Annotated in this window: 20 protein-coding genes; 13 read left to right on the top strand and 7 right to left on the bottom strand. The window is 71.1% G+C overall.

Going from position 1 to position 24480, the window contains the following annotated elements; all coding sequences use genetic code 11:
- Nucleotides 1-92 precede the first annotated feature (92 nt).
- From OG413_RS17670 to OG413_RS17690, 5 genes are all read left to right on the top strand, one after another.
- Nucleotides 93-1538, top strand: a complete 1446-nt coding sequence (locus OG413_RS17670) for a HEAT repeat domain-containing protein (RefSeq protein WP_266806682.1) — start codon at nt 93-95, stop codon at nt 1536-1538.
- 227 nt (nt 1539-1765) lie between these two features.
- Nucleotides 1766-2725, top strand: coding sequence for a serine hydrolase (locus tag OG413_RS17675; RefSeq protein ID WP_266806683.1), 960 nt, complete (start codon nt 1766-1768; stop codon nt 2723-2725).
- 200 nt (nt 2726-2925) lie between these two features.
- Nucleotides 2926-6645, top strand: a complete 3720-nt coding sequence (locus OG413_RS17680; protein WP_266806684.1) for an ABC transporter ATP-binding protein — start codon at nt 2926-2928, stop codon at nt 6643-6645.
- A 227-nt stretch (nt 6646-6872) separates the two neighbouring features.
- A complete protein-coding gene (locus OG413_RS17685) occupies nt 6873-7244 on the top strand; it encodes a hypothetical protein (RefSeq protein ID WP_266806686.1) in 372 nt (123 codons plus the stop codon).
- Nucleotides 7245-7348: 104 nt separating this feature from the next.
- Complete coding sequence (locus OG413_RS17690) at nt 7349-8833, top strand: S28 family serine protease (protein WP_266806687.1); 1485 nt, start codon at nt 7349-7351, stop codon at nt 8831-8833.
- 97 nt (nt 8834-8930) lie between these two features.
- Here the strand turns inward: OG413_RS17690 and OG413_RS17695 are convergent, their stop codons facing one another.
- Both OG413_RS17695 and OG413_RS17700 read right to left on the bottom strand, forming a co-directional pair.
- Nucleotides 8931-10760, bottom strand: coding sequence for a glycoside hydrolase family 3 protein (locus tag OG413_RS17695; protein WP_266806688.1), 1830 nt, complete (start codon nt 10758-10760; stop codon nt 8931-8933).
- Between the two features lie 123 nt (nt 10761-10883).
- Nucleotides 10884-11816 (bottom strand): LysR family transcriptional regulator, encoded by a 933-nt coding sequence (locus OG413_RS17700; RefSeq protein ID WP_266810215.1) that lies wholly within the window; start codon nt 11814-11816, stop codon nt 10884-10886.
- 102 nt (nt 11817-11918) lie between these two features.
- On the opposite strand from OG413_RS17700, the gene OG413_RS17705 reads away from it, so the two are divergent.
- Nucleotides 11919-12938, top strand: coding sequence for an EamA family transporter (locus OG413_RS17705; RefSeq protein WP_266806689.1), 1020 nt, complete (start codon nt 11919-11921; stop codon nt 12936-12938).
- A gap of 22 nt (nt 12939-12960) precedes the next feature.
- Here OG413_RS17705 and OG413_RS17710 read toward each other — a convergent pair whose 3' ends face one another.
- Complete coding sequence (locus OG413_RS17710; RefSeq protein WP_266806690.1) at nt 12961-13749, bottom strand: sugar phosphate isomerase/epimerase; 789 nt, start codon at nt 13747-13749, stop codon at nt 12961-12963.
- Nucleotides 13750-13990: 241 nt separating this feature from the next.
- The gene (locus OG413_RS17715; RefSeq protein ID WP_266806692.1) at nt 13991-15055 is read right to left on the bottom strand and encodes a LacI family DNA-binding transcriptional regulator; all 1065 of its coding nucleotides are present in this window, start codon (nt 15053-15055) and stop codon (nt 13991-13993) included.
- A gap of 132 nt (nt 15056-15187) precedes the next feature.
- Here OG413_RS17715 and OG413_RS17720 point away from each other — a divergent pair, with 132 nt between their 5' ends.
- The 5 genes from OG413_RS17720 (at nt 15188) to OG413_RS17740 (ending at nt 20913) form a co-directional block, all read left to right on the top strand.
- Entirely contained in the window at nt 15188-16339 is a 1152-nt protein-coding gene (locus tag OG413_RS17720) for a Gfo/Idh/MocA family protein (protein WP_073723425.1), read from the top strand.
- Nucleotides 16340-16457: 118 nt separating this feature from the next.
- Nucleotides 16458-17606, top strand: a complete 1149-nt coding sequence (locus OG413_RS17725) for a dihydrodipicolinate synthase family protein (protein ID WP_266806694.1) — start codon at nt 16458-16460, stop codon at nt 17604-17606.
- The gene (locus OG413_RS17730; protein WP_266806695.1) at nt 17603-18436 is read left to right on the top strand and encodes a sugar phosphate isomerase/epimerase; all 834 of its coding nucleotides are present in this window, start codon (nt 17603-17605) and stop codon (nt 18434-18436) included. The genes OG413_RS17725 and OG413_RS17730 overlap by 4 nt, the downstream gene beginning before the upstream one ends.
- 315 nt (nt 18437-18751) lie before the next feature.
- Nucleotides 18752-20158 (top strand): AAA family ATPase, encoded by a 1407-nt coding sequence (locus OG413_RS17735; RefSeq protein WP_266810217.1) that lies wholly within the window; start codon nt 18752-18754, stop codon nt 20156-20158.
- Entirely contained in the window at nt 20155-20913 is a 759-nt protein-coding gene (locus tag OG413_RS17740) for an HNH endonuclease (protein WP_266806697.1), read from the top strand. The genes OG413_RS17735 and OG413_RS17740 overlap by 4 nt, the downstream gene beginning before the upstream one ends.
- A gap of 33 nt (nt 20914-20946) precedes the next feature.
- On the opposite strand, the gene OG413_RS17745 is transcribed toward OG413_RS17740, so the two are convergent.
- Nucleotides 20947-21171, bottom strand: coding sequence for a DUF397 domain-containing protein (locus tag OG413_RS17745; RefSeq protein WP_266806699.1), 225 nt, complete (start codon nt 21169-21171; stop codon nt 20947-20949).
- Entirely contained in the window at nt 21143-21982 is an 840-nt protein-coding gene (locus tag OG413_RS17750) for a helix-turn-helix transcriptional regulator (RefSeq protein ID WP_266806701.1), read from the bottom strand. The genes OG413_RS17745 and OG413_RS17750 overlap by 29 nt, the downstream gene beginning before the upstream one ends.
- Before the next feature lie 183 nt (nt 21983-22165).
- On the opposite strand from OG413_RS17750, the gene OG413_RS17755 reads away from it, so the two are divergent.
- Both OG413_RS17755 and OG413_RS17760 read left to right on the top strand, forming a co-directional pair.
- Entirely contained in the window at nt 22166-22537 is a 372-nt protein-coding gene (locus OG413_RS17755) for a hypothetical protein (RefSeq protein WP_266806703.1), read from the top strand.
- Complete coding sequence (locus OG413_RS17760; RefSeq protein WP_266806704.1) at nt 22534-22893, top strand: hypothetical protein; 360 nt, start codon at nt 22534-22536, stop codon at nt 22891-22893. Before OG413_RS17755 ends, OG413_RS17760 begins: the two co-directional genes overlap by 4 nt.
- A gap of 69 nt (nt 22894-22962) precedes the next feature.
- Here the strand turns inward: OG413_RS17760 and OG413_RS17765 are convergent, their stop codons facing one another.
- A complete protein-coding gene (locus OG413_RS17765) occupies nt 22963-24204 on the bottom strand; it encodes a DUF2254 family protein (protein ID WP_266806706.1) in 1242 nt (413 codons plus the stop codon).
- Nucleotides 24205-24480: the final 276 nt, after the last annotated feature.

Raw genomic sequence — 24480 nt, forward strand, 5'->3', positions numbered from 1 at the left:
ACTTTCGGCCGGTCGGCGATGTCATACGGAACCGGCCGGTCGGCGGTGTCATGCGGATACGGTCGGTCAAGGCCGGAAGAGGGGGGGCGGACATGGGCGGGAACGGACTCGAAGGTTCACTCATGTCGGCGGTCCGGGCGGGGGACGCGGAGACGGTACGGGCCCTGCTGGAGCAGGGCGCGGACGCGAACACCGCGAACACGGCAGACGGAGCGGACGCGGACGGGCTGCCGGTGCTGTGCGTGGCCGTGGCGGCGTACGACGAACCGGTCGCCGCGGCACTGGTGGAGGGCGGGGCGGACCCCGACCGGGTCCTGCCGGACGGGACCACGCCCCTGTGGCGTGCCGTTGACGGCGGCTCCCCGGCGGTTTTCTCGGCGGTGCTGGGCGACGAGCCCCGACTGCGGCTGTCGGAAGCCGACCGTGAACGCCTCCTCGCCCTGGCCCGGGGATGGTACGGGACGGGCGCGGCCGAGGAGCTGCGGCGCAGGACAGGGGCGCCGGATCGCGCCGGGCGGGATTCCGCCGCGACGGTCCTTGTCCAGGACGGCGAGTACAACCACGTCGATCAGGTCTCGCTCGGCGGACTCGTCGTGCGGGCCGGGCACGGCGCCATCCTGACCTCGCTGGAGTGGGCCTTCCGCATCCTGACGCCCGTCGACGAACTCATCGCCCGTGCTGTCGGGCAGCCTCCCGAGGACCGTGCCGTCGTGGACCGTGTCACCCAGGACCCGGCTGCCGAGGCCCCTTTCGCCGAGGAGCATGTGAACTGGTCGACGGTCTGCTGGATTCTCAGTCGGCGTCGTAGCTTCGAGACCTGGTCGGCCGTGGTGGCCCATCGCCACCACCCCGCCCCGGCACACCGCCGGTTCGTGCTGGACTACCTGCGGACGCGGTCGCTGACAGGTGTCGGCTCCGGCTACTACAAGAAGAAGGAGAGCGAGGTCCTTGCTGCCTGGGCGGCCGAGGAGACGGATGGCGAGACCCTCGCGAGGGTGCTCGACGTCTTCACCGAGTACGAGCATCCCGGCCAGGAGGCCATCGGGCTCCGGCACGCCGGCCATCCCGACGCCCGCGTACGTCGCGAAGTGCCCTACGCCCTCACCAGGTACGAGGTCGCCCGCTCCCCTGCGGCCAGGGCCGCGATCCTCGCCCTCACGCGCGACCCGGACGCCGCGGTGCGGATCAGCGCGTGCACGGCGAGTCTCCGGGACGAGGAGCTCCTCCCGGAGATCATCCAGGCGCTGATCCTGCTGGCCGAGGACACGGAGTCCGGCCGGCGGGGAGCGGCGGCGACGCTCCTGGCCGAATCCGGGGACCGTACGCCTGCCGTAGCCGATGCCCTGGCGGCGTTGCTCGACGACGGCAGCCAGCTCGTGCGCCTGGAGGCCGCCCATGGCCTCCTCCTGCGCGACGATCCGCGCACGGCCGAGGCGATCGAGCGGGTGGGGCCTCTCGACGCCGGCTTCGAGCACGACCACCGGGCCGACGCGCTCCGGCAGTGGATGTGGCGGCGGGAGAACCCGACCGCCGGGTGACGTCGCGAGGCCCCACGAACGAAGCGGACCTCCTCGACCCCGTGCCGTTGTCCCGCCCTGTTGTCTCCGTGCCGTTGTCCCGCTCCGGTGTCTCGATTCCGTTCCCGTTGTCTCCGTTCCGGAACACCTCGCCGGGCTCCGTACAACCATTCGGCCGATCGGCGGTCAACTGTTCTGGATGTGCCGGGGGGCGCATCCCTACGTATCACGCAGGAACGGGAAATCTCATGACCGCACACCGCATCCGGATGTCCCGGGGCATACTCTCCGCCGCGCTCGCCACCGCCGTGCTCGCACCCATGGCCGTCGCCGCCGCTCCCGCCGCGGCCGCCACACCCGCGGTGAGCTGCACCTCCGGCAAGACGCGGCTGGCCGCCAATCTGACGAGGGACATCACCGCCGCGCTCAAGGGGCGCAAATCTACGGCGGCCGTGGCGCTCTACGACCGGACCACGAAGACGTCCTGCACCCTGCGCGGCACACAGACGTACGACTCCGCGAGCGTCGTGAAGGCGACGGTCCTGGCGACCCTGCTCTGGGACAGCCAGAAGAAGGACCGCTCGCTGACCAAGCGTGAGAAGAGCCTCGCCACGTCCATGATCACCAAGTCCGACAACACCGCGACCACCGCCCTGTGGAAGCAGCTCGGCGCCACCAAGGTCAAGGGGTTCCTCAAGGCGGCCGGGATGACCCGCACCGTGCCCGGCTCCGGCGGCTACTGGGGTCTGACCCGGATCACCGCACAGGACGAGCTGCGGCTGCTGACCCTGCTGACCACCAAGAACAAGGTGCTCACCGACGCCTCCCGCGGCTACGAGCTCGGCCTGATGCGCAAGGTCGTCGCCTCGCAGCGCTGGGGAACTCCCGCCGGGGCCCCGGCCGGAGCGGCCGTCCAGGTCAAGAACGGCTGGCTGCCGCGCGCCACGCACGGCTGGCGGGTGCACAGCATCGGGGCCTTCACGGGGAAGGGCCACGACTACGCCCTCACCGTGCTCACCCACGACAACAAGACGATGAACGACGGCATCAACACCATCCAGGCCGTCGCCCGCGCCGTCCACCGCGACCTGAACCCGACCGCCAAGTCCTGGCGCTCCTCGACCCTGCCCATGGCCCCGCAGGAAGCCGTCCCCGCGGTGCCCGAGGCACCCGCCGTACCGATGCTCACGGCGAAGCCGCAGTCGTAGGACCTGCCGCCCACCGGGCCCGGTCCCCGGGACCTACCCGTACATCGCGGGTCCTGGATGCGTCCGCGGGTCCTGCCCGATCCGCCCCGTTCGGCCTCCGCCATGGGCCCCCTTTTGTTGCGGCGGGATGAAATCCACTGCTCGCGGCGTTGGTGCCTTCCGGTAGATCAGGCGGACGTGGGGTCGAACGGGAGGCATCGGTGACGGGCGCAGACCAACAGGGGTGGGGCCGGCGGCTGACCGGGTACACGTGGCGGTACCGGCGAAATGTCGTACTCGCGCTCGGCTCCTCGCTCGCCGGAATGGCCGTGATGGCGCTCGTTCCGCTGATCACCAAGGTGATCATCGACGACGTCGTCACGGACCACACCCGCTCCCTGGCCGTCTGGACCGGCCTCCTCATAGCCGCGGCGGTCCTCGTCTACATCGCCACGTACATCCGGCGGTACTACGGCGGTCGCCTCGCCCTCGACGTACAGCACGATCTGCGTACGGAGATGTACGCGACGATCACCCGCCTGGACGGAAGGCGGCAGGACGAACTGTCCACCGGCCAGGTCGTCGGGCGCGCCACCAGCGACCTCCAGCTGATCCAGAGCCTGCTCTTCATGCTCCCGATGACCATCGGGAACGTCCTGCTCTTCCTCATCTCCCTGGGGATCATGGCGTGGCTGTCGCCGCTGCTGACGCTCGTCGCCCTCGCCGTCGCCCCCGCGCTCTGGCTCATCGCCCGCCGCTCCCGCACCCGCCTCTTCCCCGCCACCTGGTACGCCCAGAGCCAGGCCGCGGCCGTCGCCGGAGTGGTCGACGGCGCCGTCTCCGGCGTCCGGGTCGTCAAGGGGTTCGGGCAGGAGGAGCAGGAGACCGGCAAACTCCGCGAGGTCGGGCGCAGGCTCTTCGCCGCGCGGCTGCGCACCGTCCGGCTGAATTCGCGCTACACCCCCGCCCTCCAGGCCGTGCCCGCGCTCGGCCAGGTCGCGATGCTGGCCCTCGGCGGCTGGCTGGCGACGAGGGGCGAGATCACCCTCGGTACGTTCGTCGCCTTCTCCACCTACCTCGCCCAGCTCGTCGGCCCGGTCCGGATGCTCGCCATGGTCCTCACCGTCGGCCAGCAGGCACGGGCCGGTGTGGAGCGGGTCCTGGAGCTGATCGACACCGAGCCGACGATCGACGACGGTACGAAGGAGCTCCCGGCCGACGCCCCGGCGAGCATCGAGTTCGACGACGTACGGTTCGGCTACGACCACGAGCGGCCCGTCCTCGACGGCTTCTCGCTCACCATCGAGCCCGGCGAGACCGTCGCCCTCGTCGGCGCGTCCGGCAGCGGCAAGTCCACCGTCTCGCTCCTGCTGCCCCGCTTCTACGACGTGACGCACGGCGCCGTCCTGGTCGGCGGCCACGACGTCCGCGAACTCACCCAGGCATCGCTCCGGGCCGCCATCGGTCTCGTACCGGAGGACAGCTTCCTGTTCTCCGACACCATCCGCGCCAACATCGCCTACGGCGCCCCGGACGCCACCCAGGAACAGATCGAGCAGGCCGCCCGCGCCGCCCAGGCCGACCGGTTCATCGCCGAGCTGCCCCTCGGCTACGACACCACGGTCGGCGAGCACGGGCTCACCCTCTCCGGCGGCCAGCGCCAGCGCGTCGCACTCGCCCGCGCCATCCTCACCGACCCCCGGCTGCTCCTCCTGGACGACGCCACCTCCGCCGTCGACGCCCGCGTCGAGCACGAGATCCACGAAGCGCTCAAGCAGGTGATGGCGGGCCGCACCACCCTGCTCATCGCCCACCGCCGCTCCACCCTCGGCCTCGCCGACCGGATCGCCGTCCTCGACGGCGGACGGCTCGCCGACATCGGTACGCACGAGGAGCTGGAACAGCGCTCCGCCCTCTACCGCCGCCTGCTCACCGACCCGGGCGAGCTGGGCGGCACCTCGCCGGGCCACCTGCCCGTGGACACCGGCGCGACGGCCGAGGACGACCGCGCGTTCCAGGAGGAGCTGGACGCCGAGTTCGACGCCGAGCGGGGCATCACCCCCGACCTGTGGATCCGCAAGGAAGCACCGCGCGACACGGCGCCGGCCGGCATGCCCGCCACCCCCGAACTGCTCGCCCAGGTCGACGCGCTGCCGCCCGCCACGGACACCCCCGCCATCGACGAGGCACGCGCCGTGCAGGCGGAGGAGTCCTACGGGCTGCGCCGCCTGCTGCGCGGCTTCGGCCTTCCGCTGCTCGTCAGCCTGGCGCTCGTCGCCGTCGACGCGGGCATGGGTCTGCTGCTGCCCGTACTGATCCGGCACGGCATCGACGAGGGCGTCAACCGGCTCGCGCTCGGCGCGGTCTGGGCGGCCTCCGCGATCGCGCTGATCGCCGTACTCGCGCAGTGGGTGGCCCAGGTCGGCGAGACCCGGATGACGGGCCGCACCGGCGAGCGGGTGCTCTACTCCCTGCGCCTGAAGATCTTCGCGCAGCTCCAGCGGCTCGGCCTCGACTACTACGAGCGCGAACTGACCGGCAAGATCATGACCCGGATGACGACGGACGTGGACGCGCTGTCCACGTTCCTCCAGACCGGCCTGGTCACCGCCTTCGTCTCCGTCGTCACCTTCTTCGGCATCATGGTCGCGCTGCTGGTCCTCGACATCCAGCTGGCCCTGGTCGTCTTCGCGACGCTGCCGGTGCTCGTCATCGGAACCGTCTTCTTCCGCCGCAAGAGCGTCCAGGCGTACGAACTGGCCCGTGAGCGCATCAGCGCCGTCAACGGCGACCTCCAGGAGTCCGTCTCCGGACTGCGGATCGTGCAGGCGTTCGGCCGCGAGCGGAGCGGTGTCCGGCGGTACGCCGAGCACAGCGACCACTACCGCGAGGCCCGCGTGCGCGGCCAGTGGCTGATATCCATCTACTTCCCGTTCGTCCAGCTGCTGTCGTCGGTCGCCGTGGCGGCCGTGCTGATCGTCGGTGCGGGCCGGGTCGACAACGGCACGCTGACCACCGGTGCGCTGGTCGCGTACCTCCTCTACATCGAGCTGTTCTTCGCCCCCGTGCAGCAGCTCTCCCAGGTCTTCGACGGCTACCAGCAGGCCACCGTGTCGCTCGGCCGCATCCAGGAGCTGCTCCAGGAGGCCACCTCGACCGAGGACCCCGACGAGCCGATGGACGTGCTGTCGCTGCGCGGCGAGATCGCGTTCGAGGACGTGTCCTTCGCGTACGGCGGTGAGGAGGAGGCCCTGACCGGTGTCGACCTGCGCATTCCGGCGGGTCAGACGGTGGCCTTCGTCGGGGAGACGGGCGCGGGCAAGTCGACCCTCGTCAAGCTCGTCGCCCGGTTCTACGACCCCACGGGCGGCCGGGTCACCGCCGACGGCACCGATCTGCGCAAGCTCGACATGACCGCCTACCGGCACCGCCTCGGCGTCGTACCGCAGGAGGCGTACCTCTTCGCCGGTACGGTCCGCGACGCCATCGCCTACGGGCTGCCCGACGCCACCGACGCGCAGGTGGAGGCGGCGGCCAGAGCGGTCGGCGCGCACGACATGATCGCCACGCTGGACGGCGGCTATCTGCACGAGGTCGCCGAGCGGGGCCGCAACCTCTCGGCCGGCCAGCGCCAGCTCGTCGCGCTCGCCCGCGCCGAACTGGTCGACCCGGACGTCCTGCTGCTCGACGAGGCCACCGCGGCCCTGGACCTCGCGACCGAGGCCCTGGTCAACCAGGCCACCGACCGGCTCACCGGCCGCCGCACGACGCTGGTCGTGGCCCACCGGCTGACCACGGCCGCCCGCGCCGACCGGGTCGTGGTGATGGACCACGGCCGGGTCGTCGAGGACGGCACGCACGACGAGCTGCTGGCCATGGACGGGCAGTACGCCCGGCTGTGGCGCACGTTCATCGGCGAGGACGAACCGGCGGGAGTCTGAGGGCCGGGGCCTGAGGGCCGAGGTCTGAGGCGGGTCTCAGGGCCGAGGCGAACACAACCGCCCGTCACGCGGCGCGTAGCCCGTCACGCAGCGCGCCGCGTGCAACCGTTGGACGGTCTCCCGCGTCGTACGCATATACGCGCATGTGGCGGTTGGGGATACGTATGTTCGATCGGATGGTGAGACCGCTGAGTACGTGGAAGCCGTCCGGACGGATGAGTGGGCCGATGCTGGCGCGACTGCTCGTCCTGCCGATCCTCGCGGCCGTGGGCCTGGTGCTCGGCACCCCGGTGGCCCCCGCCGTCCACGCCGCCTCGTCCTGCTCCGGACGCCCGGCGAAGACGGTGGCGTTCGCCACGGCGGAACTGCGCGTCTACAAGAGCCGCGCGTACGCCTGCGCCGTCACCGTCGCCAAGAAGCCGGGCAAGCGGCGGGCGATGAGCGTCTCGCTCCAGCCGCGCGGCGGCCGGGCGGTGACCGACAGCGGCAAATACACCAAATTGGCGGGCCCGGTGACGGTCCATGCGCTGAACCGCTGCGTCCGGGCGACCGGCTCGATAGGGGGCTCATCGGCCTCCACCGGATGGATCCTCTGCTGACGTTCCGCGAGGATCCCGTGAAGTATGTGGTCAATGGGGTCTGGCGTGGCGCGTGTTGCCCCCGCTAGGTTCACGGCGAATATTGTGAATCATGGGGAGGGTGCATGCGCAAGGCGCTCAGAGGGTTTCTGTCGCTCGCGGTGCTCATAGGCACAGTGAGCGCGACGGGGGCCTCGGCCGGTGCGGCCACCGCCGCGGAGCCGACCGCGAAGCAGGGCAGCAGTGTTGCCGGAAGCGGTGAGTCCAGCAGCGAGGACATCAAGGACCGCATCCTGGCCATCCCGGGAATGAGTCTGATCGAGGAGAAGCCGTACCCCGGTTACCGCTTCTTCGTCCTCAATTACACCCAGCCGGTCGACCACCGGCACCCGTCCAAGGGCACGTTCCAGCAGCGCATCACCCTGCTGCACAAGGACACGAGCCGCCCGACGGTCTTCTTCACCAGCGGCTACAACGTCTCGACCAACCCCAGCCGCAGTGAGCCGACGCAGATCATCGACGGCAACCAGGTCTCCCTGGAGTACCGCTTCTTCACCCCGTCCCGCCCGGCGCCCGCCGACTGGTCCAAGCTCGACATCTGGCAGGCCGCCAGCGACCAGCACCGGGTGTTCAAGGCGCTGAAGAAGCTCTACTCGAAGAACTGGCTGACCACCGGTGGCTCCAAGGGCGGCATGACCGCCACGTACTTCGAGCGCTTCTACCCGAAGGACATGGACGGCGTCGTCGCGTACGTCGCGCCCAACGACGTGGTCAACAAGGAGGACTCGGCGTACGACCGGTTCCTGGCGAACGTCGGCACCAAGGAGTGCCGCGACAAGCTGAGCGGGGTCCAGCGCGAGGCGCTGATCCGCCGCGGGCCGCTGGAGAAGAAGTACAAGGAGTACGCCGCCGCGAACGGCCTCACCTTCAACACGGTCGGCTCGCTCGACCGTGCGTACGAGGCCGTCGTCATGGACTACATCTGGGCGTTCTGGCAGTACAGCCTGCTCGCCGACTGCGCCGACATCCCCGCCGACGCCAAGAACGCCACCGACCAGGCGATCTGGGACTCGATCGACGGGATCTCCGGCTTCTCGGCCTACGCCGACGAGGGCCTGGAGACGTACACGCCGTACTACTACCAGGCGGGTACGCAGCTCGGCTCGCCCGACATCAAGCAGCCGTGGCTCGGCAACCTGAGCCGCTACGGCTACCAGCCGCCCCGTAACTTCGTGCCGCGCACCATCCCGATGAAGTTCCAGCCGTCGGTGATGCGGGACGTGGACACGTGGGTGAAGCACAACGCCAAGCGGATGATGTACGTCTACGGGCAGAACGACCCGTGGGGTGCGGAGCCCTTCCGCCTCGGCCACGGCGCCCGTGACAGCTACGTCTACACGGTGCCGGGCGGCAACCACGGTTCCAAGGTCTCCGGTCTCGTCGCCGACGAGAAGGCGAAGGCCACCGCCGCCATCCTGCGCTGGGCGGGGGTCGCCCCGGCGGCCGTCGACGCGGACCCGGCGAAGGCCAAGCCGCTCGCGAAGTTCGACGCGCGGCTCGACCAGCGCAACGGTGAGGTCGAGCGCGGTCAGGGCACCCTGCGCCCGTAACCGCGGCTGATCACCGAAACAGTGGGCCGTGCCCGCCGGTTCCGTACCTCGGATCCGGCGGGCACGGCCCACAGCCCTGTCGTCGTGCGGCGTACGCCTAGTAGGACAGCCCGTAGCCGACCGGGTACAGCACCCGGGCCGGGTCGTCCGCGCGCTGCACCGGGACCGGGAGCCTGCCCTCCGGCTCGGCGCGGCCCGCGATCACCCGTGCCGCCGCCCGCAGTTCGACGTCCGTCCAGGAGTACGCGGCCAGGCTCGCCGCGACGCCCGTACCGGTCAGCTGGGCGATGTCGTACGGGTTCCGGATCGCCACGGTGACGACCGGGACGCCGGTCGCCACGAGGGCCTTGACCAGGGCGAGTTGGCTGCTGGTCGCCGAGAGGTTGTACGTCCCGACGATCACCGCGTCCTTGCCCCGCGCGGCGGCCACCGCCTCCGCGATCTTCGCCGGGTCCGGGGCCGTGCCGGTGGACAGGGCGGTCGCCGTGTACCCCAGCTCGCCGAAGGCCCCGGCGAGCGTGGTGGTCGGCGGGCCCGTCGTGCCGGACGGCGAGGCCGGATCGGCGCCGACCACGAGGAGCTTGCGGTGGGAGCGGCGGGACAGCGGCAGCAGCGACCCGGAGTTGGTGAGCAGCGTGGTCGTACGCTCGGCGATGCCGTCGGCGGCGGCCAGGTGCGCGCGGGTGCCGACGGTGCGGTCGACGCCCCGGTGGCTGACGAACGGGTCGCGGAACAGGCCCAGTTTCGACTTCAGCCGCAGGATGCGCAGGATCGATTCCTCGATCCGGGCCTCGCTGATCTCCCCGCTCCTGACGGCCGCCAGCACGGCGTTCCAGGCGACGGCGAGGTTCGGCGGGTTCAGCAGCTGGTCGACGCCCGCCTGGAGTGCGAGGACCGGGACGCGGTCGTCGCCGTACTTCTCCCGTACGCCCTTCATGTCGAGCGCGTCGGTGACCACGACCCCGTCGTAGCCCAGCTCCTCGCGCAGTACGCCGGTGAGGATGGGCCGGGACAGCGTGGCGGGGTCCTCGGCGGCGTCGAGCGCGGGGACCACGATGTGCGCGGTCATGATCGAGTCGATGCCCGCGGCGATCGCGGCGCGGAAGGGCGGGGCGTCCAGCTCGGCCCACTGCTCCCGGGTGTGGTGGATGAACGGCAGCCCGCTGTGGCTGTCGGTGTTGGTGTCGCCGTGGCCGGGGAAGTGCTTGGCCGTGGCGGCGATCCCGGCGCCCTGGTACCCCTTCACCTGGGCGGTGGCCATCCCGGCCACCGACTGCGGGTCGGAGCCGAAGGAGCGTACGCCGATCACCGGGTTGGCCGGATTGACGTTCACGTCGGCGTTCGGCGCGTAGTTCTGCACGATGCCCAGGGCGGCCAGTTCGTCGCCCGCGATCCGGGCGGCCCGGCGGGTGTCGGAGTGCGAGCCGCCCGCGCCGAGCGCCATCGCGCCCGGCAGCAGCGTGGCGGGCTCGCCGACGCGGCAGACGATGCCGTGTTCCTGGTCGGTGGAGATCAGGAGCGGTACGGAGTTGGGGCCGGCGAGCCCGGCGCGCTGGATGCCGTTGGAGAGGTCGGCGATCTGGTGCGGGTCGCGGGTGTTGTGCGTCCAGACGAAGTAGATGATGCCGCCGACGTGGTACTTGTCGATCAGCTCGGCGGCGGTACGGACCCCGATCTCCTTGAGGTTCGCGTCGATGTCCGCCTGGTCCGGGTCGGTGGCGGAGTGCCCGTACACCCGCATCACGAAGAGCTGGCCGATCTTCTCCTCCAGGCTCATCCGACTGATGAGCCGCTTGAGGCGGCGGTCGGTGGAGGCGCTCGCGGACTGCGCGGCGGCGGTGGGGACGGCGACGACGCCGGTGGCGGCCGCGGCCGCGGTGGCCGCGGTAGCGGTGAGAAGAGTGCGCCGGGAGGTGCGGTGGTGCACGTGGGCTCCTTCCTGGGACTGAAAGAAACTTCCAAGAAGGTACGGATATATGGAAAGTAACTACCGGTCAAGGGGCCCCGCCCGGCCACCTTCGGCTGAGGGTGCCGATTGAGGGGCAAACCGTCATGTGCCGGTACGCGCGGGGGCTCGGACCAGCCCCGCCGCCACCCCGTGCGCCTGGAGAGCCGAGACCGCGGCGGTGATCGCGGGCCGACGGGCCGCCTCCGTACGCCACAGCGCGTACAGCCGCCGTACCGGTACGGGATCGAGAGGCACCGCCACCACCCCGGCGGGCAGCGGCCCCCGCCCCAGCCGGGGGATCATCGCGACCCCGAGCCCGGCCGCGACCAGGGCGAGCTGGGTGTGGTTCTCCTCGGCCCGGTGCCGGATGTCCGGCTCGTAGCCCGCCGCCCGCAGCGTCCGTACGAGCCAGTCGTGGCAGACCGTCCCCGGCGGCTGGCAGATCCACCGCTCCTTCGCCAACTCCTCGCGCCGCACCGCGTCCCGACCGGCGAGGGCGTGCCGCTCGGGCACCAGGAGATCGCACCGGTCGTCCCCGATCACCGCCTGTGCCACCCCCTCGGGGGCGGGCAGCGGCGCGATGTCCCAGTCGTGCGCGACCGCCAGATCGATGACGCCCTTGGCCACCAGATCGACCGAGAGATGCGGGTCGACCTCGCTCATCCGGACCTCCAGCGCGGGGTGGTCCCGGTCCAGCTCCGCCAGCACGCCCGGCAGCAGGCCGCGCGCCGCGGAGGCGAAGGCGCCGATCGACAACCGCCCCGTGGGCAGCCCCCTGCGCTCCGCCAGCGTCGTCTCGGCCCGCTCGACGATCGCGAGCAACTGCTGGGCCGCGGTGACCAGATGGAGGGCCTCCTCGGTCAGCGAGACACCGCGCCCGCGCCGTTCCAGCAGGGTGGTCCGGGTTTCCCGCTCCAGCTTGGTGATCTGCTGCGAGATCGCCGACGGGGTGTAGCCGAGCGCGGCGGCGGCGCCCGCGACGGAGCCATGGACGGAGACGGCGTGCAGGGCGCGCAGCCGGGACAGATCGAGCATCGTGACCTCGCGGGAACCGGTCGGAATCATTAGCGATGCTCAATTCCACCATGAAGAAGTCCGCGCTGGTGCTACATGGTCCTCGCGGCCGATGCTCGATCCATGCGTCCCCTCCACATCGCCCTGGCCGTGCTCGTCGCCGCCGTCTGGGGTGTGAACTTCGTCGTCATCGAGATCGGTCTCGACCACTTCCCGCCGCTGCTCTTCTCCGCCCTGCGTTTCCTGGCGGCCGCGCTCCCGGCGGTCTTCTTCGTCGGCCGTCCCAAGGTCGCCTGGAAGTGGATCGTGGGGGTCGGGCTCGTCCTCGGAGTGGGGAAGTTCGGCCTGCTCTTCCTCGGCATGGACCGCGGGATGCCCGCCGGGCTCTCCTCCCTCGTCCTCCAGGTCCAGGCGGTCTTCACCGCCCTGTTCGCGGCCCAGGCGCTCGGTGAACGGCCGGGAAGGACAAAGGTGTTGGGGATGGGTGTCGCCCTCGTGGGCATCGGGGTGGCCGCGGTCGACGAGGGCGCGAGCGGTCCGGTGCTCGCCTTCGTCCTCGTGATCGCGGCTGCCGCCTGCTGGGGCGTGTCGAACGTGCTGACCCGCAGGGCCGCCCCGCCCGACTCCCTCAACTTCATGGTCTGGGTCTCGGCCGTGCCCGTGCTCCCGCTGCTCGGCCTGTCCCTGCTCTTCGAGGGGTGGGACCGCGACGCCGAGGCGCTGGCCGCGCTCGACCGGAGCGGCGCCGGGATCATCCTCTACGTCGCCTGGATCACCACGGTGTTCGGCTTCGGCGCCTGGAGCTTCCTGCTCGGCCGGTACCCGGCCTCGTCCGTAGCCCCGTTCACGCTGCTCGTCCCGGTCTTCGGGATGTCCTCGGCCGCGCTGCTGCTCGGCGAACCGGTCGGCCCGCTGCGCTGGTGCGCGGCGGCGCTGCTGGTCGGCGGGGTGGCGCTCACCTCACTGGCGGGCGCCCGCCGCCCGCCGACCGCTCAGGCCGATGCGGCTGTTTCGACCGCTCCGGTCGCTCCCACCGCTCCGACCGCTCCGATGGCGCCGAAGGCGCCGAAGGCGCCGAAGGGGCAGCAGCCGGAGCGCGCGGAGCAGCCGGAACGGAAACCGGACGCGCTGGGTGCCCGGTAGGTCACCGGTCACCCGCGCCTCCTTACTGCTTCGGCGCTCCGAGCCGCAGCAGGTGCTCGCGCCCCGCGCTCAGCAGCCCCGCCAGCTCCGGCGCATCCGGGTGCCAGCGCTTCTCGTACTCCCAGCACACCCAGCTGTCCGGGTCCAGCGTGTCCAGGCACGCGCGCAGCGGCAGCACCCCGGCGCCCAGGCCCAGCGGCGCGATGTCCTCCGCCGACGCGACGTCCTTCACCTGGACGTAGCCCAGGTGGGGGGCCAGGACCGCATGGCTCGCGACCGGCTCCTCGCCCGCCAGCCACGTGTGCATGATGTCCCAGAGCGCACCGATCTGCGGGTGTCCGACCGTACCGACGACCCGGGCCACGTCGACGCCCGCCCGGTGCGAGTCATGGGTCTCCAGCAGGATCCGTACGCCCATGTCCGCGGCGTCCGGCGCGGCGGCCCCCAGCCTGCGGGCGGCGGTCGCGTCGGCCACGTCCTGGTCCTGGCCGCCGCCGCCGGGGAAGACCCGGACGTTCTTCGCGCCCAGGTCGCGGGCGAGCTTCAGCAGCTCGGCCAGCTCGGCCAGGACCGGCTCGTCGTCACCTTCGGACGCCACCCGTACGTATCCGGCCAGGGTCAGGATCTCGACCCCGCCCGCCTTGAACTCCTCGACCACATCGGCGCGTTCGAGCAGCGAGAGCCCCGGGTGCACCGGCTCCTCCGGGTGGGTGCGCAGCTCCACCCCCTGGTACCCGTGCTCGTTGGCGAGCCGGATGACCTCGGCTATCGGCATCCCCGGCACTCCGAGGGTCGAGAAAGCGAGCTTCACGTGCGTGTTCCTTCCACATCGGTACGTGCCACCGCCCCGGGCGACGCGAGCGGCGACGCCCACATCATCGGCCCGGGGTGTCCCGTACACCTACCCCTGCTCAGGAAGCCGACGCACGTGGCGACCCCATTGGAGCAGTGCGGCAGTGCGGCAGTGCGGCAGTGCGGCAGTGCGGCAGTGCGGCGGGGCGGCAGTGCGGCGGGGCGGCAGCGCGGCCCGGCGTTCCTGGCGGCGCGTGGGGTCACGTCCGAGGCGGTGCCGTCGACCCCCGCACCATCAGTTCGGCCGCGATCGTCGCGACGCCGCCGGGCGGCGGGGTCTCCTTGCCCATCGCGAGCCGGCCCGCACGGGCGCCCGCCTCGAAGAGCGGCAGCCGTACGGTCGTCAGGGCCGGCACGGCGTCCACCGAGAACGGCAGGTCGTCGAAGCCCGCCACCGAGACGTCCTGGGGGATGCGCTGCCCCCGGTCCCGTACCGCCGCGCTGGCACCCAGCGCCACCGTGTCGTTCGCGGCCACGATCGCGGTCACCTCCGGTTCGCGGCGCAGGAGTTCGAGCGTGGCCTCGTAGCCGGAGCGCCGGTCGTACGGGCCGTGGACGGTGAGGCGGTCCTCGTCGCCGGTCAGCCCGGCCTCGCGCATCGCGTCCCGGTGGCCTTCCAGGCGGTGGCGGGTGGTGGTCCGCTCCAGGGGGCCCGCGACATAGCCGATCCGCCGGTGGCCGAGCGAGATCAGGTGCTCGGTCAGCCGCCGCCCGCCGCCCCGGTTGTCGAAGGCGAGGGCCGCCAGCACCGCGTCGCTGTCCGGCAGCGGGGGCCGCCCGCAGAACACGATCCGGGTGCCCGCGTCCGCGAGCTTGGCCAGCTTCGCGGACATCGCGGCCCGGTGGGCCGGGCTCTCCACCGCGCCGCCGGTGAGGACGACGGCGGCGGCGCGCTGGCGCTGGAGCAGGGTGAGGTAGGTGAGTTCGCGTTCCGGGGAGCCGCCGGTGTTGCAGACGACGGCCAGCTTCTCGCCGCCCGCGCGGCCCGAGCCGTCGCCGGGCCCGCCGATCTCGGTCTGGGCGGCCCCCGCCATGATCCCGAAGAACGGGTCGGCGATGTCGTTCACCAGGATGCCGACCAGATCCGAGGTGGCCGCCGCGAGCGAGCTGGCCGGCCCGTTGAGCACGTAGTCCAGGTCGTCCACGGCGCGCAGGACCCGCTCCCGCGTCGACGCGGCCACCGGGTAGTTCCCGTTCAGCACGCGGGAGACCGTGGCCGGGGACACCCGGGCGCGGGCCGCCACGTCCGCCAGGGTGACTGTCATCACTGTCCTCCGAGAGGTCACGGGGAGATACCGAGGAGTTATCGGCGCGTCCCCTCTTGTCCGGGCCGCTGTCGGCAGGCTAGCGTCATCCTCGATAGAAAGCGCTTGCTACGGCTGTATGGAGGGAACTTCGTGACACGCAGGACAGTGCGCATCGCCATGAACGGCGTCACGGGTCGCATGGGATACCGGCAGCACCTGGTGCGCTCGATCCTCGCGATCCGCGAGCAGGGCGGCCTCGACCTCGGCGACGGCGAGGTGCTGTGGCCCGAGCCCGTGCTCGTCGGCCGCAGGGCCCACGCGCTGCGGGAGCTCGCCGAGCGGCACGGTCTGACCGAGTGGTCGACCGACCTGGACGCGGTGCTGGCCGACGACACCATCGACATCTACTTCGACGCCCAGGTCACCTCGGCGCGCGTCGAGGCGATCAAGAAGGCGATCGCGGCGGGCAAGCACATCTACACCGAGAAGCCCACCGCCACGGACGTCGAAGGCGCCCTGGAGCTGGCCCGGCTGGCCCGTGACGCCGGGATCAAGCACGGTGTCGTCCAGGACAAGATCTTCCTGCCGGGCCTGCTGAAGCTGAAGCGCCTCATCGACGGCGGCTTCTTCGGCGAGATCCTCTCGGTGCGCGGCGAGTTCGGCTACTGGGTCTTCGAGGGCGACTGGCAGGAGGCCCAGCGCCCGTCGTGGAACTACCGCGCCGAGGACGGCGGCGGCATCGTCGTCGACATGTTCCCGCACTGGGAGTACGTGCTCCACGAGCTGTTCGGCCAGGTCACCACGGTCCAGGCGCACGTCCAGACGCACCTTCCGCAGCGCTGGGACGAGCAGGGCAAGCCCTACGCCGCGACCGCCGACGACGCCGCGTACGGCATCTTCCAGCTGGCGGGCGGCGCCGTCGCGCAGATCAACTCCTCCTGGACGGTACGCGTCAACCGCGACGAGCTGGTCGAGTTCCAGGTCGACGGAACCCACGGCTCCGCCGTCGCCGGACTCCGCAACTGCCGGGTCCAGCACCGCTCGGCCACGCCCAAGCCGGTCTGGAACCCCGACCTCCCGGTCACCGAGTCGTTCCGCGACCAGTGGCAGGAAGTCCCCGACAACGCGGTCTTCGACAACGGCTTCAAGGCCCAGTGGGAGCTGTTCCTGCGCCACGTCGCGCTGGACGAGCCCTACACCTGGGACCTGATGGCCGGCGCGCGCGGCGTGCAGCTGGCCGAGCTGGGCCTCAAGTCGTCGGCGGAGGGTCGTCGCTTCGACGTCCCGGAGCTGACGCTGTGACGACCCGCGATCCGTACCGGGCGTTCCGCCGTTCCGGAGCCGGAGCCGGAGCCGGAGCCGACGCCGGAGCCGCAGCCGGTGCCGTGACGACCCGCACTCCGCACCCGGAGCTGACCCCATGAGCACCATCCACCTCCCGCAGGGCCCCTACGAACCCCGCGCCACCCCCCTCGACCTGGCCCCGGGCAAGGCCCCGCTCGCCTCCCGTACGGTCTTCTCCGCCGCCCATGTCGTCGCCGACCCGCACGCGGACATCAGCGCCGACGACCCGGCGGCCGTCGACTGGGACGCCACCCTCGCCTTCCGCCGCCACCTGTGGTCGCACGGCCTGGGCGTCGCCGAGGCGATGGACACCGCCCAGCGCGGCATGGGCCTGGACTGGGCGGGCGCGGCCGAACTGATCCGCCGCTCGGCCGCCGAGGCGAAGGCGGTCGGGGGCCGTATCGCCTGCGGTGTCGGCACCGACCAGCTCCCGGCCGGCCCGGCCACGCTCGCCGAGGTGCGCGCGGCGTACGAGGAGCAGCTCGCCCTGGTCGAGGAGAGCGGGGCCCAGGCCATCCTGATGGCCTCCCGCGCGCTCGCGGCGGCGGCGAAGGGTCCCGAGGACTACCTGGAGACGTACGCACACCTGCTGCGCCAGGCAGTCGAACCGGTCGTCCTGCACTGGCTCGGCCCGATGTTCGACCCCGCGCTGGACGGCTACTGGGGCAGCGCGGACCTCGACGCCGCGACCGACACGTTCCTGAAGGTCATCGCCGAGCACCCGGACAAGGTGGACGGCATCAAGATCTCCCTCCTGGACGCGGAGCGCGAGATCGACGTCCGCCGCCGCCTTCCCGGCGGGGTCCGCTGCTACACCGGCGACGACTTCAACTACCCGGAACTGATCGCGGGCGACGACCGGGGCTTCAGCCACGCGCTGCTCGGCATCTTCGACCCGCTCGGCCCGCTGGCGGCGCACGCGGTACGGGTGCTGGACACCGGCGACACCGAGGGCTTCCGGGATCTCCTGGATCCCACGGTCGAGCTCTCGCGCCACCTGTTCCGGACCCCCACCCGCTTCTACAAGACGGGCGTGGTCTTCCTCGCCTGGCTGGCGGGCCACCAGGAGCACTTCACGATGGTCGGCGGCCTCCAGTCCGCCCGCTCGCTGCCGCACCTGGCGAAGGCGTACGAACTGGCCGACCGGCTCGGCCTGTTCCCCGACCCCGAGCTGGCCGAGTCCCGGATGCGGGCCCTGCTCGCGGTCCACGGAGGAACCCGATGAGCGACGACCTCACCCGCCTCTCCCTCAACCAGGAGACCATCAAGCAGTGGTCGCTGCCCGAGCTGACGGAGGGCTGCGTCAAGGCGGGCATCGGCAAGGTCGGCCTCTGGCGCGCGCCGGTCCAGGAGTACGGCGTCGAGCGCACGGCGAGCCTGCTCAAGGACGCGGGGATCTCCGTCACCAGCCTGTGCCGGGGCGGCTTCTTCACCGCGCTCGACCCGGCGGAACGGGCCCGCGCCCTGGACGACAACCGGGCGGCGGTGGACGAGGCGGCGGCCCTGTCCACCGACACCCTGGTCCTCGTCTCGGGCGGCCTCCCGCCGGGCAGCCGCGACCTGTACGGCGCCCGAGAACGCATCGCGGACGCCCTCGCCGAACTGGGCCCGTACGCGGCCGAGCGCGGCGTACGTCTCGCGATCGAACCGCTGCACCCGATGTTCGCCTCGGACCGCTGCGTGGTCTCCACGCTCGGCCAGGCCCTCGACATCGCGGAACGCTTCCCCGCCGACCAGGTCGGGGTCGTCGTCGACACGTACCACATCTGGTGGGACGACCAGGCGCCCGCGCAGATCGCACGGGCGGGGGAGGGCGGCCGTATCCACTCCTTCCAGCTGGCGGACTGGATCACCCCGCTTCCGGCGGGCGTTCTGGTGGGCCGTGGCCAACTGGGCGACGGCAGCGTGGACTTCCGCGCCTGGCGACGCCTGGTCGAGGCGGCGGGCTTCGAGGGACCAGTAGAGGTGGAGATCTTCAACGAGGGCCTGTGGGCCCGCGACGGCGCCGAAGTCCTCGCCGAAGTCGCGGCCCGTTACCTGGAACATGCCTGTTGAGAGCCCTGTGAACGACCCAAGGTAAAGAGATCGTAAAGGGGTGCAACCTTTGCGTACCCTGCCGGGTCACACATGGCGTCGGGACTTCCGGGGAGGGGTCCGGGGGGATCGGGAAGCCCGACGGGAGGGGAAAGCGAGGGGGGTCCGGCCGCGAGGCCGGGCCCCATTCCGCTTATACGGGGGCGGCCTTCCCCGGCCCGTCCGCACCGGATCGAGAGCCCTCCGTACCGTACGGTGGTCGAGGAGCGCTTCGAGGGCCGGCCGCTGCGCAGCGACTTCCGCCCCGCCCCTCCCACATGGACGGAACAGCCACCCATGTACGTCTCCCGCGTGTACGTCGAGAACATCAAGTCGTTCCACGGTCCGCGCGTCGTCGACCTGACACTGACCCGCCCGGACGGCTCGCACGCGGGCTGGACCGTCCTCGCGGGACGGAACGGCGCGGGAAAGACGACGCTGCTCCGGGCGCTGGCCCTGGCCCTGAGCGGACCGGTGGCGGCACGGGGCCTGGTCCAGGGGTTCGAGAACTGGATGTCGCGCGGGACGGCCGTCGGCGAGGTGCAGGCGAAGATCGTCAGGGACGCGGCCTTCGACAGGTTCTCCGCGTCCGGGCGCACCCAGACCAACTTCTGGGCGGGCCTGCGGTGGACGGCCCCGGTCGAGGGCGGGGGCGGGGGCGGACGCAAAAGTGCCCAGCCCTCGCTGGAGGGGATCAGACAGAACCCCGACGCCAAGAGCGCCACTCCCGCCCAGCGCGGCCCCTGGGCCGACAACCCGGTGGGCTGGTTCTGTGCCGCCTACGGCCCGTTCCGGCGCATGGCCGGGGGCTCGGGGGAGGTGCAGCGGCTGATGCTGGCCTCCGGCCCGGTGGCCAGGCAGGCGAGTCTGTTCCACGAGGACGCCTCGCTGGCCGAAGGCGTCGCCTGGCTGATCGAGCAGCATCTGCGCGCGCTCGAAGGCCGGGAGGGTGCCGCAGCGCTCAAGAAGGCAGCGCTTTCCATCCTGGGCCATGAACTGCTTCCCGATGGCTACCGGGTGGAGGACGTCGACTCCGAGGGACTGTGGGTCACGCGCGACGGACACCGGTATCCGCTGCGGGAGATGAGCGACGGCTTCCGTACCGTGGCGGCGCTCGTCGTCGACCTGCTGAAGCAGATCCACGACACCTTCGGCGACGAGGTGTTCGCCGGAGAGGGGAACGAGGGCGGACCCGGCCCCCTCCAGGTGCCCGGCGTCGTGATCATCGACGAGATCGACGCCCACCTCCACGTCTCCTGGCAGCGCCGCATCGGCCCCTGGCTGACCTCGCACTTCCCCCACATCCAGTTCATCGTGACGACCCACAGCCCGTACATCTGCCAGGCGGCCGACCCCGGCGGCCTGATCCGGCTGCCGGGTGTGAGGGAGAACGCGGCACCCGAGGTCGTACCGGAGGACCTCTACGAGCGAGTGGTCTACGGCAGCGGTGACGACGCGGTCCTCTCCGACCTCTTCGGGCTCGACACCCCCTACTCGGAGCGCGCCGAACACTTCCGGGCCGAGTTCGTCGCCCTGGAGTCCAAGGTGTACGAGGGCGACACCTCACCGGGCACCGTCGCGCGCTACAAGGAACTGAAGGACCTGCTCACCAGCTCTCCCGCGGCGCGCGTGCACGAGATGTCCGCTCAACTCCACCGCATCGCGGAGGAGATCGAGAACGGAGAGGCGGGCGAGGCGGAGTGATCCGGCTGGCACGTGCCGACCTGCCCCCGGACGCGGCAGCGCACCTGAAGACGTACACCCAGGAGATCGAGCGGACCGCCGAGTCGAAACGCAAGGCGAAGGCGGCGGACCTGTGGGCCCATTCGACCGTACGGAGGCGAGTGCGGGAAGGTCTCCTCGCCGCCCTGGCGGACATGGCCCCCGGCCACCAGCGCTGCATGTACTGCGGCGACGGTCAGGGCACGGACATCGACCACTTCGAGCCGAAGAGCCTTGCTCCACTGCGGACCTTCGAGTGGCTCAACCACCTGCTGGCCTGCTCGTACTGCAACAGCAACCAGAAGCGGAACAAGTTCCCCCGGTCCGAGGAGGACGGGAGCCCGCTCCTCCTGGACCCCACACTTCAAAACCCGCTGGCCCACCTGAGACTGGTGCTGCCGCTCTGTACGTACAAGGGCCTGACGGCCCGGGGCGACGCGTGCATAGAGGTGTTCGGCCTCAACTCGCGCGGGGTCCTCGTCGACGGCCGCAGGACGGCGTACGAAACCGCCAAGCAATCCGTCGAGCTCTGGAGCATCGCCACGGACCGGGGCCGGCACGACAAGGCGGCGAAGATCGTCAGCGTCGCGTGGGACCGCCCGCTCGCCGATGTACTGGCCGCGATGTTCCACCAGTCGGGCCACCCGGCGGCGGACCTGCTCTTCGACGGCGAGGAGGAGACCTTGGGCCTCCTCCGCGACCGGGCCTTGCGTGCGGCCTTCCTGGCACGGGCATGACGTCGCCCCGGCGTACGGGGATTCGGGTGTGGGTCAGGCGGTGAGGTGGCCGTTCTTGAGCGCTGCGAGGAAGGTTGACCAGCCGTCGGGGGAGAAGGCGACGGCTGGGCCGGCGGGGGTCTTGCTGTCGCGGACGGGGACGGAGGGGTGGCCGTCCGCGACCTCAAGGCAATCGCCGTTGGCGCCGCCGCTGTAGCTGGACTTGCGCCACGCGGTGAAGGACACGCCGTCAGTGGTGGTGGGCTCGGTGGTGTGCATGCTCGTGCTCCTCCGCGATGTTTCTGACTAGCGCCACCGACTCTTGCCGCGGAGCCGCGTCACTCAGGGCGAGAGTGTAAGAGGTGTGGCAGGCCTCAACTACCGCCGGATCATCCAACAGGCGGCCGTTGTGAACTCCTTCGACATAAGCCAGAGGGGCCGAGTCCGTGAAGGACAACAGATAGAGCATGCCTTCCAGAAGCGCGTGCGCTCCGGATGCGAGAGTCAGCACATGCAGGCGCAGGCGACCGGAGTCGGCCATGTCTGCCACCTTGTGCAGTTGCTCCGCCATCACCTGCGGTCCTCCCACGCGGCGCCTGAGGGCGCTCTCGTCGAGCAGTATCCACGTTACGGGCGCTGACGGCTTGTCGAGGATCAGACTTCGTTTGCTGCGGCTGACAACGAGTTCGTCAAGCTCCTCCGCGCAGTAATTCGGGCTGTACGCCTGGAATACGGCACGCGAGTACGCCTTCGTCTGGAGCAGGCCTGGAATCAGTGAAGACCCGTAGTGACGGATCTCCGTGGTCTGCTGCTCCCACTCGGCGACCAGCCCAAAGTAGTGGGCGAAAAACGGGTCCAGATCCTCCAGCCACCGTGCGAAAAACCCGTCCGTGCCCAGTGCCCGATCGATCCGCCGCGCGTCGTCCGGGCTCGGCAGCCGCCGCCCCGCCTCCCAATGGCTGATGAGAGTCGGCGAGCAGACGACCTGCTCGGCCAGCGCCTCCTGCGTCAGCCCTGCGGCAAGCCGCCGAAGCTTCAGCTCCTCGCCGTACTTCTCCCGTACCGTACGCGGCCTGCCGTTCGCCTTCATGTGCACCCAACTCCCTGACTTGACCAGCGTGCTGTCATCCCCGACCCCCTGGAATCGTAGCGACTCGTGACCTCACTCTGTGATGGGTTGGCTACGGAAAGAAGCGACGCCGACGCACGAAGAGACCCCCGCGACCGACGCAACCGGTCCGGGGGCTTGGTCATCCCGAGAGAGCAGGCTGACATGAAGCACGCTATCGCCCGGTTCCTGGAGCCGGTGCTGCGATTGCTGATCCCCGTACGGCACCAACGGCACCCGCTGGACACCTACGTGTACGTCCACCCCTACTCCTGCGACTACGTCGGCGGGCCGACCGCCTACCGCACCGGCGAGCGCCCTCCGCGCGGGGAGGACAGCCCGCTGGTACGCCCGTACTTCGTCGCGTACGAGAGGGAGCAGGCCGAAGAGCTGGCGGCTGAGCGGCGACGGCAGCGCGTCCGTCGCGGGGGAGTGCTGGTCGCCGTACGCGGTGTGGACATCGAGCCCCAGCCCCAGCCCCAGCCCCAGCCCCAGCCCCAGCCCCAGCCCCTTCACCGAGCCGAGGCCGCCGCGTGACCAGGGAGAGGGAGCAGGACGTACACCACACGTTCAGGCTGCTGCCCCGGACAGAGGCGGAGGGCAAGCCGAGTTACGTCCTGGGCGATGGCACCGGCTGTGTGTCACGGATGGCGGACGACATGGAGCACGTACAACTCGACATGGCGGACAACCTGCTCGGGCACGCCGCTGATCTGCTGGCGGACCAGAGGGTCACCGGAGCGGAGCTCCACTTCCTCGCCAGCCGACTGAGCGAGTCGCTGGAAGAGGTCAAACGTGTCGCGGAGAGTCGGGGTTCGCGGCTGAGCGCGATCGGCTCCGGTGCGGACAGCGGCCCACCGGGGCGTCGGGAACCGGACGTCGAGAACCGGTGAGTCGGCCGACGGCCTGACGAGTCCCCGGGCTGCTACCGGCTCCCGCCCATCTCCGGGCACGGGGCCGGTTCAGGTCCTGCCGGGCGGCTCCGGTGAGGTTTCCCGCCACAGCACGGGGAACCGGTCGGCCATCTCGCGCTCCACCCACGCGCGTCGCCGGTTCAGCAGGTCCCGGCCGTGAGGGTGGGCGCCGGGCTCCAGATCCGTCAGCAGGGTGCGGAGGCGGGTGAGGACCAGAGGGGAGTTCAGCGCGGCCACGATGACGTCGTCGACGCCCGTACGCAGGAAGTCCTCCCACGTGGACCGCGGGATCACGACCCGCACCACACCGTCGGGGCCGGTGACCCGCAAAGGGCCGGCGTCCCTCGCACGGCTCGCGGCGGAACCGCTGAGCAGATCCTCCACACCGTCCAGGGCCTGCACGGCGGTCGCGGGGTCGTTGATGCTGGAGGAGAGGGCCCTGAGCGCGATGTCGGCCAGCAGGCGAAAGGCAAGCATCGGGTCCTGCTCGAACGTCGGCTCCAGTCCGGTGGCCAGCGCTCCCAGGATCTTGGCGTCCACCACGGCGGCGCCGTACACGTCGGCGATCTTCGCCCCTCGGTGCAGGGTGGCGCCCGGAGCCTTGTCCAGCACGATGATCGCGCCCGCTTCCCGGGCCGTCTTCCGCAGCTCTTTTACGTCGATCTGCTGAAGGACTGCCGTGGGCCTCGGCCAGCTGAGGGTGGCAGCCGGTGGCCCCTCGGTCACAGGGCGATCCGAGGCCGCCGGAGTGGCTCCCGAGGGGTAGAGCGTGTCCAGGGCGGTGGCCCCCCGCTCAATGATCGAGTGCAGGACCGGGGCGAGCTGGATCGAGGCGAGAGCCCGCAGCAGCAGGGTCCGCAACAGGGTCAGCATCGCCAGCAGCAGAATCGCGGTGACGACCGGAACGGCTACCGTCACCTCCGAGCTGTCGCCGATCGTCAGCGCGGCCGTGACGCAGAAGACCGCCAGGCCGATCGCGAAGGCGAAGGTCCGCCAGACGATCGGGGACCGACGGAACAGTGTCAGGCGGGGGGTGAAGCTGGTGTGCGCCCACTGCACCACCAGGAACAGCAGCGAGAAGATCACGGCCGTCGTGCCGAGCACGCCGAAACCCAGAGTCAGCAGCAGATCGGCCGCCTGGCGCGCGGGCATGTCCGGACCACCGGTGATCCTCGGAACGAACAGGCCCAGGGCCACCCCCGAGAGGGCGCACAACAGCTGTACGGCTCCGGCCCGAGCCTGTCGGCTGCGTCGCAACGGGGCGTGCCCGCCGCCAGGGGGCACGGTCATCGCGCCGGTCCTCTCACGCCCGTCACCTGTGCCGCCTTCCGCCGCATGAGGACGGCCGCTCCCCGCACGGAGAGCAGACCGGTTCGCCATAGGGACAGTCTCTCGCTCCGGAGGCCGGACGGCCTCCCGGCACACATGAGCGGCAGCGCGAAACGACCCCGGTGCGCGCGGCCACGCCGGTATCCCCGGGTTCGTGCGGCCGGTTACGGGTAGCGAGTTGTTGGGCCCCATGAGGGTGACATTTCGCTGGGGCGGCAACACCATTGTCAGTGGGCC

This window comes from Streptomyces sp. NBC_01433 (assembly GCF_026340105.1).
Taxonomy (GTDB): domain Bacteria; phylum Actinomycetota; class Actinomycetes; order Streptomycetales; family Streptomycetaceae; genus Streptomyces.

Coding starts and splice junctions, on each gene's coding strand:
- OG413_RS17670 (WP_266806682.1), top strand. CDS start 93: ATGGGCGGGAACGGACTCGAAGGTTCACTCATGTCGGCGGTCCGGGCG.
- OG413_RS17675 (WP_266806683.1), top strand. CDS start 1,766: ATGACCGCACACCGCATCCGGATGTCCCGGGGCATACTCTCCGCCGCG.
- OG413_RS17685 (WP_266806686.1), top strand. CDS start 6,873: ATGCTGGCGCGACTGCTCGTCCTGCCGATCCTCGCGGCCGTGGGCCTG.
- OG413_RS17690 (WP_266806687.1), top strand. CDS start 7,349: ATGCGCAAGGCGCTCAGAGGGTTTCTGTCGCTCGCGGTGCTCATAGGC.
- OG413_RS17700 (WP_266810215.1), bottom strand. CDS start 11,816: ATGCTCGATCTGTCCCGGCTGCGCGCCCTGCACGCCGTCTCCGTCCAT.
- OG413_RS17705 (WP_266806689.1), top strand. CDS start 11,919: ATGCGTCCCCTCCACATCGCCCTGGCCGTGCTCGTCGCCGCCGTCTGG.
- OG413_RS17715 (WP_266806692.1), bottom strand. CDS start 15,055: ATGACAGTCACCCTGGCGGACGTGGCGGCCCGCGCCCGGGTGTCCCCG.
- OG413_RS17725 (WP_266806694.1), top strand. CDS start 16,458: ATGAGCACCATCCACCTCCCGCAGGGCCCCTACGAACCCCGCGCCACC.
- OG413_RS17730 (WP_266806695.1), top strand. CDS start 17,603: ATGAGCGACGACCTCACCCGCCTCTCCCTCAACCAGGAGACCATCAAG.
- OG413_RS17735 (WP_266810217.1), top strand. CDS start 18,752: ATGTACGTCTCCCGCGTGTACGTCGAGAACATCAAGTCGTTCCACGGT.
- OG413_RS17745 (WP_266806699.1), bottom strand. CDS start 21,171: ATGCACACCACCGAGCCCACCACCACTGACGGCGTGTCCTTCACCGCG.
- OG413_RS17750 (WP_266806701.1), bottom strand. CDS start 21,982: ATGAAGGCGAACGGCAGGCCGCGTACGGTACGGGAGAAGTACGGCGAG.
- OG413_RS17755 (WP_266806703.1), top strand. CDS start 22,166: ATGAAGCACGCTATCGCCCGGTTCCTGGAGCCGGTGCTGCGATTGCTG.
- OG413_RS17765 (WP_266806706.1), bottom strand. CDS start 24,204: ATGACCGTGCCCCCTGGCGGCGGGCACGCCCCGTTGCGACGCAGCCGA.